The organism is Vibrio sp. FE10, assembly GCF_030297155.1.
GTDB classification, from domain to species: Bacteria; Pseudomonadota; Gammaproteobacteria; order Enterobacterales; family Vibrionaceae; genus Vibrio; species Vibrio apostichopi.
In genome coordinates this window covers 2,225,018-2,236,852 of record NZ_AP028067.1, presented here as the reverse complement: position 1 = coordinate 2,236,852, position 11,835 = coordinate 2,225,018, and the positions used below count along the sequence as shown (strand labels likewise).

General features: G+C 43.8%; 8 protein-coding genes. 3 read left to right on the top strand and 5 right to left on the bottom strand.

Features of this window, described 5'->3' with window-relative positions; genetic code table 11:
- Window positions 1-4: 4 nt before the first annotated feature.
- The 5 genes from QUF19_RS10060 to QUF19_RS10040 form a co-directional block, all read right to left on the bottom strand.
- Window positions 5-769, bottom strand: a complete 765-nt coding sequence (locus tag QUF19_RS10060) for a transporter substrate-binding domain-containing protein (protein WP_286292451.1) — start codon at window positions 767-769, stop codon at window positions 5-7.
- A gap of 325 nt (window positions 770-1,094) precedes the next feature.
- A complete protein-coding gene (locus QUF19_RS10055; protein ID WP_065204781.1) occupies window positions 1,095-2,861 on the bottom strand; it encodes a sodium:solute symporter family transporter in 1,767 nt (588 codons plus the stop codon).
- Window positions 2,862-3,906: 1,045 nt separating this feature from the next.
- Entirely contained in the window at window positions 3,907-4,533 is a 627-nt protein-coding gene (locus QUF19_RS10050) for a bifunctional 4-hydroxy-2-oxoglutarate aldolase/2-dehydro-3-deoxy-phosphogluconate aldolase (RefSeq protein WP_017110887.1), read from the bottom strand.
- 73 nt (window positions 4,534-4,606) lie between these two features.
- On the bottom strand, window positions 4,607-5,539 hold the full coding sequence (gene kdgK, locus QUF19_RS10045) for a 2-dehydro-3-deoxygluconokinase (protein ID WP_102514426.1): 933 nt from the start codon (window positions 5,537-5,539) through the stop codon (window positions 4,607-4,609).
- A 34-nt stretch (window positions 5,540-5,573) separates the two neighbouring features.
- Window positions 5,574-5,909, bottom strand: a complete 336-nt coding sequence (locus QUF19_RS10040) for a cupin domain-containing protein (protein ID WP_004733502.1) — start codon at window positions 5,907-5,909, stop codon at window positions 5,574-5,576.
- A gap of 333 nt (window positions 5,910-6,242) precedes the next feature.
- Here QUF19_RS10040 and QUF19_RS10035 point away from each other — a divergent pair, with 333 nt between their 5' ends.
- The 3 genes from QUF19_RS10035 (at window position 6,243) to QUF19_RS10025 (ending at window position 11,759) form a co-directional block, all read left to right on the top strand.
- Window positions 6,243-8,432, top strand: a complete 2,190-nt coding sequence (locus tag QUF19_RS10035) for a heparinase II/III domain-containing protein (protein ID WP_286292444.1) — start codon at window positions 6,243-6,245, stop codon at window positions 8,430-8,432.
- Between the two features lie 2 nt (window positions 8,433-8,434).
- Complete coding sequence (locus QUF19_RS10030) at window positions 8,435-10,588, top strand: heparinase II/III domain-containing protein (RefSeq protein ID WP_065204778.1); 2,154 nt, start codon at window positions 8,435-8,437, stop codon at window positions 10,586-10,588.
- Between the two features lie 316 nt (window positions 10,589-10,904).
- Entirely contained in the window at window positions 10,905-11,759 is an 855-nt protein-coding gene (locus QUF19_RS10025) for a fumarylacetoacetate hydrolase family protein (protein WP_286292437.1), read from the top strand.
- Window positions 11,760-11,835 lie beyond the last annotated feature (76 nt).

Below are 11,835 nucleotides of genomic sequence, written 5' to 3'. Positions count from 1 at the left end.
AGAGTTACTTAAGAGAGTTGTGGATCAGAAACTCTTCTTCAATGCCTTTCAATTTCATCTCATCCATAATGAAGTTCACTGTGTTCAATAAGCGCTGTTCGCCTTTAGGAATTAAGTAACCGAATTGGCTGTTGGTAAACGGCGTTTCACAACGAGCGGCTTCAAGGCGCTCGTCCGTGACTTGATAGAACAGACCTTCAGGAGTTTCTGTCACCATCACATCAACTTTACCTTCCGCAACGGCTTGCGGAACGTCTAGGTTGTTCTCGTAACGTGTAAAGCTCGCGTCTTGCAAGTTAGCATCCGCAAAAATCTCGTTAGTCCCACCGATATTGACGCCAACACGCACAGAAGAAAGGTTCACTTTCTCAATGCTGTTGTATTGTTCTGCTTTGCCTTTCGCAACTAAGAAACACTTGCCAAAAGTCATGTAGCCTTGAGTTTGTTCTGCGTTTAACTGACGCTGCATTTTACGCGTGATACCGCCCATCGCGATGTCGTATTTATCGCTGTCTAGATCGGTCAGTAGATCTTTCCATGTGGTACGAACAATCTGTAATTCAACGCCCAGCTGCTCTGCAACATGTTTAGCTACGTCAATATCATAACCAGAGTAGGTTTTGCCGTCGAAGTAAGAAAAAGGTTTGTAGTCGCCGGTGGTGCCGACACGAAGTGTGCCTGACTTTTGGATGTCTTCTAGCTGGTCAGCTTGTGCGACACCAGAAAGTGCCAGAGCAATGGAAGCAAGTAATAGTGATGTTTTTTTCATTGTAATTATCTGTTGTGTTTGTCTAGTTGTTAAAAGTAACAGAAAGAAAAGCAGAAAGAGATCAAACCATTGGAAAGTTTAAAAGAAAGTGAGATTACAAAAAATAGAGGTAAGAAAACTCTGTCTGAAAGAGGGGGGGAACGGGAGTAATGGAAAGGTTTAGGGAAGGGGAGAAGATACATTTAAGTGCGATTCAGAGTTGAAAGTATGCGCAAGTTTGATTAGCAAACAAAAAGCCCATGTTCTCGAATGAGTAACATGGGCTTCATTATTGGTTTAACTTGTTAGCTGCTTATTTTAGCTGTTTAGCTGTTTAGCTGTTTAGCTACTTAGCAACTGACTCGTTGTTCATCTTAGCCGGACCTTTAGATGCATTAACCAGTAGGATACCAACGGTTAGTACCATCGAACCACATAGTAAGAACAACAAGCGTCCTGTTGGTTCGTTTGGAATTAGAGCCATTGCTAGAATACCGAAACCTGCTGTGCTGATAAGCTTACCAAGCATTGAACGCTGTTTAGTATCTAGGTTTTGTTGCTCTTCACCTTCAGCAACAAGTGGTGTATTCCAGTTAGTAAACAATGTATCAACTTCTTTCTCACGCTCAGTTGATAAAGGTTTATAGAAGAACTGAGTTGCTAAGAAGAAGCCACCAGTAAAGATTACGTGTGCAGCTAAGCTTAAGCCAACTTTAAGATCTGCCCACTCACGACCAGTCAATTGTTGCTCTAAACCAAATAGGTGTTCAATATCTTCTGCTTGTAGAGAAATACCAAAGATGTAAGAAACAAAACCACCGACAATCAATGTAGTCCAAGCCGACCAATCTGGTGTTTTACGAATAATCATACCTAGGAAGATTGGAATAAGCATTGGGAAGCCGATTAATGCACCCACGTTCATTACGATATCAAATAAGCTTAAGTGACGTAACGAGTTAATGTATAGGCCAATCGAGATAATGATTATACCCATCAGAATTGTCGTTAGCTTACTTACAATCACGAGTTCTTTTTGCTCTGCATTCTTGCGAAGAACAGGGCTATAGAAGTTCATTACAAAGATGCCAGCGTTACGGTTCAAACCTGAATCCATAGAAGACATTGTTGCAGCGAACATCGCAGACATTAATAGACCAACCATACCTGCTGGCATTACGTTTTGTACGAATGCTAGGTAAGCAGCATCACCCGCTTTATCACCCATTGAAGCGTACTCCAATGCGAAATCAGGCATGAATGCACTTACGTACCAAGGTGGTAGGAACCAGATAAGAGGGCCAACAACCATTAGGATACATGCTAAGCCTGCCGCTTTACGCGCATTTTCACTGTCTTTAGCACATAAGTAACGATAAGCATTGATACTGTTATTCATTACACCGAACTGCTTCACAAAGATGAAAACAACCCATAGTACGAATACACTTACATAGTTGAGGTTATTCCCCAACATGAAGTCACCTTGGAAATTATCAACAATGTTCGTAATGCCACCACCGTGGAAGTAAGCAGCAACCGCACAAGTGATCGTAACCGCCATGATAACTAGCATTTGCATGAAGTCAGATGCGACAACGGCCCAAGACCCACCAGTTACCGACATGATGACTAACACAGCACCGGTGAAGATGATGGTGGTTTCCATAGGGATATTAAATACAGCAGCAACAAAGATTGCTAGACCATTTAGCCAAATACCTGCAGAAATTAGGCTGTCCGGCATACCGAACCAAGTAAAGAACTGCTCTGAAGTTTTACCAAAACGCTGTCTGATTGCTTCAATCGCGGTTACAACACGAAGTTGACGGAACTTTGGGGCAAAGTACATGTAGTTCATGAAATAACCAAATGCATTGGCTAAGAACAGAATTACAATAACAAAACCATCGGAGAATGCGCGTCCTGCGGCTCCAGTAAACGTCCATGCTGAAAACTGTGTCATGAAGGCGGTTGCACCAACCATCCACCACAACATTTTGCCGCCCCCTCTGAAGTAATCACTAGTCGACGTGGTGAACTTACGGAACATCCAACCAATAGCGATTAAAAAGAAGAAGTAGGCGAGAACAACAAAAGTATCAATAGTCATCTTTTCAGCCTTTTAAATATCATAATTAACTGGGCTTAGATTAACGCGTCCAAAGGTTTATTTGTACTACAATATGTCTTTAGTATGATCTAGGTCGCATTGATTTTTGAGCACACACGACAAGTTGGCTTAACCTGCTGTTTTTATTGTCTTTAATTGTTTTTATGAATTGCTCTAGATCCAAGATAAATTGAAGCTCAAATGTTTATATGTATTACAATATAAGTAATAAGGCTTTAGCTTGCCTTATTTATAAGATTTTAATTATAACCGTAACAAATGTGCTACAACTGAACGTGGTTGTGCGACGGGATTCACGTTAAATCTCTGTACTAAATCGCAAAATATTGTTTCTAGCATTTAAGTGTAGCTTATTGTTTTTATGTCGCTATTTTCTATTTCACGCCCTGAATTGCTCATTATTTATCCGTACTATTTATCTACGCGATTTATCCACTCAATTTTTCTGCTGTTCTTGTGTTTAGGGTCTTGGTTTGTCCAACCGCTCGAAATTGGAGTCGGCAACAGCGAGAATCATACTCAATACCCAATAGCTAATATCCGGTAAACGATAGCTAATATCCGATAAGCGATAACCACAGCCACAAGCCTTGTATTGCTTCATGATGGTTTTTAAGCATATGTAAGAGATTTGTATGCGTAATGGTGAGTAAGGGCGGATGCGTCGATACAGGGCTCAAGATACGATATGAGTCGAGTGAGTTAGATTACATAAGTGAGTGCTTAGAGTGTTTGCCAGGTCGTGTAAGTCGTTTTAGCGAAGTGAAATAGCACGTGCACAAAATTATAAATTACAAATTACCAGTCACATAGCTGGTGGATGGCCTGATAAACGGGAACGTATTGTAGAGGTCTTAACTTGTTTGAGCATTGTGCTTTTCAGGTAACAGCTTCAAACTATCAACTATCAACTATCAAACTTCAGTTACCCAAAAGATCTAGATAACACAATCCAGTTATTGAATAACCTCAGATAACAAAAAGCCCCACCGAAGTGAGGCTTTATCACCAAATCTAAAATAGATTAAGCGTTAACGTGATCAACTGCGTCACGAACAAGCTTGCCTAGCTCGTCCCACTTACCTTCGTCGATAAGGTTAGTTGGAACCATCCAAGTACCGCCACACGCAAGTACAGAAGGGATAGACAGGTATTCATCTACATTCTTCAAGCTTACGCCGCCAGTTGGCATGAATTTAACAGGGTAAACCGCGGTAAGTGCTTTAAGCATGCCAGTACCGCCAGAAGGCTCAGCAGGGAAGAACTTCAACGTGCGAAGACCCATTTCCATTGCTTGCTCAACTAGGCTTGGGTTGTTTACACCTGGTACAATTGCAACACCTTTGTCGATACAGTATTGAACAGTACGAGGGTTGAAACCTGGGCTTACGATGAAATCAACGCCCGCTTCGATAGATGCGTCAACTTGCTCGTTAGTCAGTACCGTGCCTGAACCGATTAGCATGTCTGGGAATTCTTTACGCATGATGCGAATCGCTTCGATTGCACATTCTGTACGTAGTGTGATTTCTGCACATGGCATGCCGTTTTCAACAAGTGCTTTACCTAGAGGGATAGCGTCTTCAGCACGGTTGATAGCGATTACAGGGATTACTTTTAGGCTTGCTAGTTGTTCATTTAATGTAGTCATGAATTCTTTCTCACGTTAATTATGGGCTTGCTTTCAACTAAGCAAACCCTTGATTAATATATAAAGTGCGTAATTATAGAGACAAATCAGGCGTCGCTTCTAGAGGTATGATAGCACCTGGATGCTGAATCACAGTCCCTGCCACAATATGACCTGCTAATGCTGCATCGCTAGCATTACCACCACTTAAGCGTTTAGCTAAGAAGCCAGCACTGAATGAATCACCAGCTGCGGTAGTATCAACGATGTTGTCTACAGGGTTGGGTGCAACGTATCGAGCACTTTGGCTTTCAACCACTAAGCAATCTTTTGCACCACGTTTAATGATGATCTCTTTCACACCAGACTCAGACGTACGTGCAATACACTGTTCAATACTTTCGTCACCGTACAGCTCTTGTTCGTCATCGAACGTGAGTAGAGCCGTGTCCGTGTACTTAAGCATTTTCAAGTACCAAGAAATCGCTTCTTGTTGGCTTTCCCAAAGTTTAGGACGGTAGTTATTATCGAAGAATACTTGGCCGCCTTGAGCTTTGAATTTGTCTAAGAAGTTGAATAGCTGCGTACGTCCGTTCTCAGTCAAGATAGCAAGCGTAATACCACTTAGGTAAACCGCGTCAAAAGAGAATAGCTTATCAAGTAGAGCAGGGGTGTCTGGTTGATCAAACATGAATTTCGCGGCAGCGTCACTACGCCAGTAATGGAAGCTGCGTTCACCAGTTTCATCGGTCTCGATGTAGTAAAGCCCTGGTTGTTTGTGATCAAGCTGAGCCACTAGGCTTGTGTCGATACCTTCTGCTTGCCACTTTTTCAACATGTCGACACTGAATGGATCAGTACCTAACGCTGTTACATAGCTAGTTTGGATATCTTGCTCTTTTGTTAAGCGTGACAAGTAAAGTGCAGTATTCAGCGTATCGCCACCAAAACTTTGCTTAAGCCCGTCTTGTTTCTTTTGTAGCTCAACCATGCACTCGCCAATGACCGCGATGTTTAATGATTTCATATGCTTACCTTAGCAACTGAGGTTGCGCTATTAATTATTTTAGGAAATCTTCACGCGCAGGGTTGAAGATATCAAGAAGGATGCTGTCTTGCTCTAGTGCAACCGCACCGTGCATCATGTGTTTACGAGCGAAGTAAGCATCGCCTTCTTTAAGCACCTTCTTCTCGCCGTCGATTTCAGCTTCGAAGCTACCACGAACAACATAACCGATTTGGTCGTGAATTTCGTGAGTATGAGGATGGCCAATCGCGCCCTTATCAAAACACAGGTGTACAGCCATAAGATCGTCAGTGTAAGCAACGATTTTACGCTTAATGCCGCCACCAAGTTCTTCCCATGGGTTTTCATCTAGGATAAAGAAAGAGTTCATTGTGTATCTCCTAATCTGTTTAAATCTTTTAAGTGTTACTTAACTTGCATCCATCATAAGGGAATGAGCTTAATTGTAATACAATATATCTAAATTTGTGTGATATTGATCAAGCGATACTTTATATAGCGTAAATAAATCAACAACTTAATGAATGGCTGATATTTATCATTAGTCAGCTACATCAATGACTTATAGCTAATTATGTGACTCTACTCATCATTTGGCGACGAATAGGTATAATTAAAGCTCATATTGTATTACTTTATATGGAGTTTGAAAATTTAATCAAAGTTTAAGCAGATAAACTCTTTATTGAGGGTGACAAAGAATATGACGACTAAACCAGTATTGTTGACTGAAGCTGAAATAGAGCAACTTCATCTTGAAGTGGGCCGTTCTAGCTTAATGGGCAAAACCATTGCAGCGAATGCGAAAGACTTAGAAGCGTTCATGCGTTTACCTATTGATGTTCCAGGTCACGGTGAAGCAGGGGGTTACGAGCATAACCGCCATAAGCAAAATTACACGTACATGAATCTAGCTGGTCGCATGTTCTTGATCACTAAAGAGCAAAAGTACGCTGACTTTGTTACAGAATTACTAGAAGAGTACGCAGACAAATATCTAACGTTTGATTACCACGTACAGAAAAACACCAACCCTACCGGTCGTTTGTTCCACCAAATCCTGAACGAACACTGCTGGTTAATGTTCTCAAGCTTAGCTTACTCTTGTGTTGCTTCAACACTGACACAAGAACAACGTGACAACATTGAGTCTCGCATTTTCGAACCAATGCTAGAAATGTTCACCGTTAAATACGCACACGACTTCGACCGCATTCACAACCACGGTATTTGGGCAGTAGCCGCAGTGGGTATCTGTGGTCTCGCTCTAGGCAAGCGCGAGTACCTTGAAATGTCAGTGTACGGCATCGACCGTAACGACACTGGCGGTTTCTTAGCGCAAGTTTCTCAACTGTTTGCACCTTCTGGTTACTACATGGAAGGTCCTTACTACCACCGTTACGCGATTCGTCCAACGTGTGTGTTCGCTGAAGTGATTCATCGCCACATGCCTGAAGTGGATATCTACAACTACAAAGGCGGCGTGATTGGTAACACAGTACAAGCGATGCTGGCGACGGCTTACCCGAACGGTGAGTTCCCGGCTCTGAATGATGCTTCTCGTACTATGGGTATCACAGACATGGGTGTTCAGGTTGCGGTCAGTGTTTACAGCAAGCATTACTCTTCTGAAAACGGCGTAGACCAAAACATTCTTGGTATGGCGAAGATTCAAGACGCAGTATGGATGCACCCATGTGGTCTTGAGCTATCTAAAGCCTACGAAGCCGCTTCTGCTGAAAAAGAAATCGGCATGCCTTTCTGGCCAAGTGTTGAGTTGAACGAAGGCCCTCAAGGTCACAACGGCGCACAAGGCTTTATCCGTATGCAGGATAAGAAAGGCGACGTTTCTCAGCTAGTGATGAACTACGGCCAGCACGGCATGGGTCACGGCAACTTCGATACGCTGGGTATTTCTTTCTTCAACCGCGGTCAAGAAGTGCTACGTGAATACGGCTTCTGTCGTTGGGTGAACGTTGAGCCTAAATTCGGCGGCCGTTACCTAGACGAAAACAAATCTTACGCTCGTCAAACGATTGCTCACAACGCAGTCACGATTGATGAAAAATGTCAGAACAACTTTGATGTTGAACGTGCAGACGCTGTACACGGTTTACCTCACTTCTTTAAAGTAGAAGACGAGCAAATCAACGGTATGAGTGCATTTGCTAACGATCACTACCAAGGCTTTGACATGCAACGCAGCGTGTTCATGCTAAACCTTGAAGAGCTAGAATCTCCGTTATTGTTAGACCTATACCGCTTAGATTCTGAGAAAGGCGGCGAAGGCGAGCATCAATACGACTACTCACATCAATTTGAAGGTCAGATTGTTCGCACTAACTTTGAATACCAAGCAAACAAAGAGCTGAACACTCTAGGTGACGATTTCGGTTACCAACACCTATGGAACGTCGCAAGCGGTGAAGTGAAGGGCACAGCACTTGTAAGCTGGCTACAAAACAACACTTACTACACTTGGCTAGGTGCAACGTCTAACGACAATGCTGAAGTAATCTTTACTCGCACTGGTGCTAACGATCCAAGCTTCAACCTACGTTCTGAGCCTGCGTTCATTCTACGTAGCAAAGGCGAAACAACATTGTTTGCTTCTGTTGTTGAAACGCACGGTTACTTCAACGAAGAATTCGAGCAATCAGTTAATGCACGTGGTGTTGTGAAAGACATCAAAGTAGTGGCTCACACGAATATCGGTTCGGTCGTTGAGATCACCACAGAGAAATCAAACGTGACAGTGATGATCAGCAACCAACTTGGCGCGACTGACAGCACTGAACACAAAGTAGAGCTGAACGGCAAAGTATATAGCTGGACAGGCTTCTACTCAGTAGAAACAACTTTAAACCCAGAATTAGCAGAGCAGGGGAAATAATAATGAGCTATCAACCACTTTTACTTAACTTTGATGAAGCAGCAGAGCTTCGTAAAGAACTTGGCAAGGATAGCCTTTTAGGTAACGCACTGACTCGCGACATTAAACAAACTGACGCTTACATGGCGGAAGTTGGCATTGAAGTACCTGGTCACGGTGAAGGCGGCGGTTACGAGCACAACCGTCACAAGCAAAACTACATCCACATGGATCTAGCGGGCCGTTTGTTCCTTATCACTGAGGAAACAAAGTACCGTGATTACATCGTTGATATGTTAACTGCGTACGCGACGGTATACCCAACACTTGAAAGCAACGTAAGCCGTGACTCTAACCCTCCGGGTAAGCTGTTCCACCAAACGTTGAACGAGAACATGTGGATGCTTTACGCTTCTTGTGCGTACAGCTGCATCTACCACACTATCTCTGAAGAGCAAAAGCGTCTGATCGAAGACGATCTTCTGAAGCAAATGATCGAAATGTTCGTTGTTACTTACGCACACGACTTCGATATCGTACACAACCACGGCTTATGGGCAGTGGCAGCAGTAGGTATCTGTGGTTACGCAATCAACGACCAAGAATCTGTAGACAAAGCGCTTTACGGCCTGAAACTAGACAAAGTAAGCGGCGGTTTCTTAGCGCAACTTGACCAACTGTTTTCGCCAGACGGCTACTACATGGAAGGTCCTTACTACCACCGTTTCTCTCTACGTCCAATCTACCTGTTCGCAGAAGCGATTGAACGTCGTCAGCCTGAAGTTGGTATCTATGAATTCAACGATTCAGTGATCAAGACAACGTCTTACTCTGTATTCAAAACAGCATTCCCAGACGGTACATTGCCAGCTCTGAACGATTCATCGAAGACAATCTCTATCAACGATGAAGGCGTTATCATGGCAACGTCTGTGTGTTATCACCGTTACGAGCAGACTGAAACTCTGCTTGGTATGGCTAACCACCAACAAAACGTTTGGGTTCATGCTTCAGGTAAAACATTGTCTGACGCGGTTGATTCAGCAGACGACATCAAAGCATTCAACTGGGGTAGCCTGTTTGTAACCGACGGCCCTGAAGGCGAAAAAGGCGGCGTAAGCATCCTTCGTCACCGTGACGAGAAAGACGACGACACCATGGCGTTGATCTGGTTTGGTCAACACGGCAGCGATCACCAGTACCACTCTGCTCTAGACCACGGTCACTACGATGGACTGCACCTAAGTGTATTCAACCGTGGCCACGAAGTGCTACACGATTACGGCTTCGGTCGCTGGGTAAACGTAGAGCCTAAGTTTGGCGGTCGTTACATTCCAGAGAACAAGTCTTACTGTAAGCAGACGGTTGCTCACAACACAGTAACGGTTGATCAGAAAACGCAGAACAACTTCAACACAGCATTGGCTGAGTCTAAGTTTGGTCAGAAGCACTTCTTCGTAGCAGACGACCAGTCTCTGCAAGGCATGAGCGGCACAATTTCTGAGTACTACACAGGCGTAGACATGCAACGCAGCGTGATTCTTGCTGAACTTCCTGAGTTCGAGAAGCCACTAGTTATCGACGTATACCGCATCGAAGCTGACGCTGAGCACCAATACGACCTACCAGTTCACCACTCTGGTCAAATCATCCGTACTGACTTCGATTACAACATGGAAAAAACGCTTAAGCCATTAGGTGAAGACAACGGTTACCAACACCTATGGAACGTGGCTTCAGGCAAAGTGAACGAAGAAGGTTCTCTAGTAAGCTGGCTACATGACAGCAGCTACTACAGCCTAGTAACCAGCGCTAATGCGGGCAGCGAAGTGATTTTTGCTCGCACTGGTGCTAACGATCCAGACTTCAATCTTAAGAGTGAGCCTGCGTTCATCTTACGTCAGTCTGGTCAAAACCACGTGTTTGCTTCTGTACTAGAAACGCATGGTTACTTTAACGAGTCTATCGAAGCCTCTGTAGGCGCTCGTGGTCTAGTTAAATCAGTGTCTGTTGTGGGCCATAACAGTGTCGGGACTGTTGTTCGCATTCAGACTACTTCTGGCAACACTTACCACTACGGTATCTCAAACCAAGCTGAAGACACGCAGCAAGCAACTCACACCGTTGAGTTCGCGGGTGAGACATACTCGTGGGAAGGATCATTTGCTCAACTGTAAATGATTGACACGCAAGTTATTTAACGATGGCTTGTGTTGATGTGGTGCTTTGCGGGAACGAAGCATCACATTGAATTCAGTCGTGATTGCAAAATCGTTCGTTGATACCAACAACGACTGAATACATCGGGAATAAGTCAAACCGAGTAACTCACTGTGAGTTGCTCGGTTTTTTTATGCGTGTAGGAAACAGAATAGAATGGCTTGCTAGACAAGATAAGGAACAAAGAGTTAACCCAAGTGAAGGGAAATAGGTAATGCTCACCTGTGTTTAGACTACAGTAACTGATAGGAATAAACGGTTAGGGAGTGAACCATGAAGTTAATGAAAGGGTTGGTATCAATACTTGCGGTGTCTTGTTCTACCTTTGTTTTTGCTAATGCTGCTTTAGCAAATGACGAACCTGATAGCAGCGTAGAAGCTGAGGAGTTCGTGCGTTATCAATATCAAGATAAAATCAGTTATGGAAAGTTAGATAAAGGCGCAGTGCTGCCAATCAGTGGTGATATCTTTGGCGAATATTCAGTCGCGAAGGCTTCGATTCCACTGGAGTCGATTGAAGTGCTGCTGCCTACACAACCTGAAAAGGTGTTTGCTGTGGGAATGAACTTCGCCAGTCATTTAGCTTCACCAGCAGATGCTCCGCCACCCATGTTTCTAAAACTTCCTTCTTCCTTAACGCTCACCGGTGAAGTGATTCAAGTGCCACCCGGAGCGAAAAACGTTCATTTTGAAGGAGAGCTGGTGATTGTGATTGGTAAGCAAATCAGTCGAGCCAGTGAAGAGGAAGCCGAGCAAGCGATCTTTGGTGTCACGGTGGGTAACGATATTACAGAGAGAAGCTGGCAAGGCACAGATTTACAATGGCTACGAGCGAAAGCTTCAGATGGCTTTGGCCCCATTGGTAATACGATTGTTCGTGGTATCGATTATAACAACGTGCAATTAACCACGCGTGTCAATGGCAAGGTTGTTCAACAAGAGAATACTTCGTTTATGATTCACAAACCTACAAAAGTCATCAGTTACTTAAGCCACTATTTTACCCTCAAACCGGGCGATCTCGTGTTCATGGGAACGCCGGGAAGAACCTATGCTTTGTCCAATAAAGACCAAGTGAGTGTCACGATTGAAGGCGTAGGGACTGTGGTCAATGAAGTTCGGTTCTGATGGCCAACTTTGCTTAGAACGTTTCAACAAACGAAAAGCCTACTCAGTGAGTAGGCTTTGATCTTATTGACTAGGG

Coding starts and splice junctions, on each gene's coding strand:
- kdgK (WP_102514426.1), bottom strand. CDS start 5,539: ATGAAATCATTAAACATCGCGGTCATTGGCGAGTGCATGGTTGAGCTA.
- QUF19_RS10025 (WP_286292437.1), top strand. CDS start 10,905: ATGAAGTTAATGAAAGGGTTGGTATCAATACTTGCGGTGTCTTGTTCT.
- QUF19_RS10060 (WP_286292451.1), bottom strand. CDS start 769: ATGAAAAAAACATCACTATTACTTGCTTCCATTGCTCTGGCACTTTCT.
- QUF19_RS10055 (WP_065204781.1), bottom strand. CDS start 2,861: ATGACTATTGATACTTTTGTTGTTCTCGCCTACTTCTTCTTTTTAATC.
- QUF19_RS10040 (WP_004733502.1), bottom strand. CDS start 5,909: ATGAACTCTTTCTTTATCCTAGATGAAAACCCATGGGAAGAACTTGGT.
- QUF19_RS10035 (WP_286292444.1), top strand. CDS start 6,243: ATGACGACTAAACCAGTATTGTTGACTGAAGCTGAAATAGAGCAACTT.
- QUF19_RS10030 (WP_065204778.1), top strand. CDS start 8,435: ATGAGCTATCAACCACTTTTACTTAACTTTGATGAAGCAGCAGAGCTT.
- QUF19_RS10050 (WP_017110887.1), bottom strand. CDS start 4,533: ATGACTACATTAAATGAACAACTAGCAAGCCTAAAAGTAATCCCTGTA.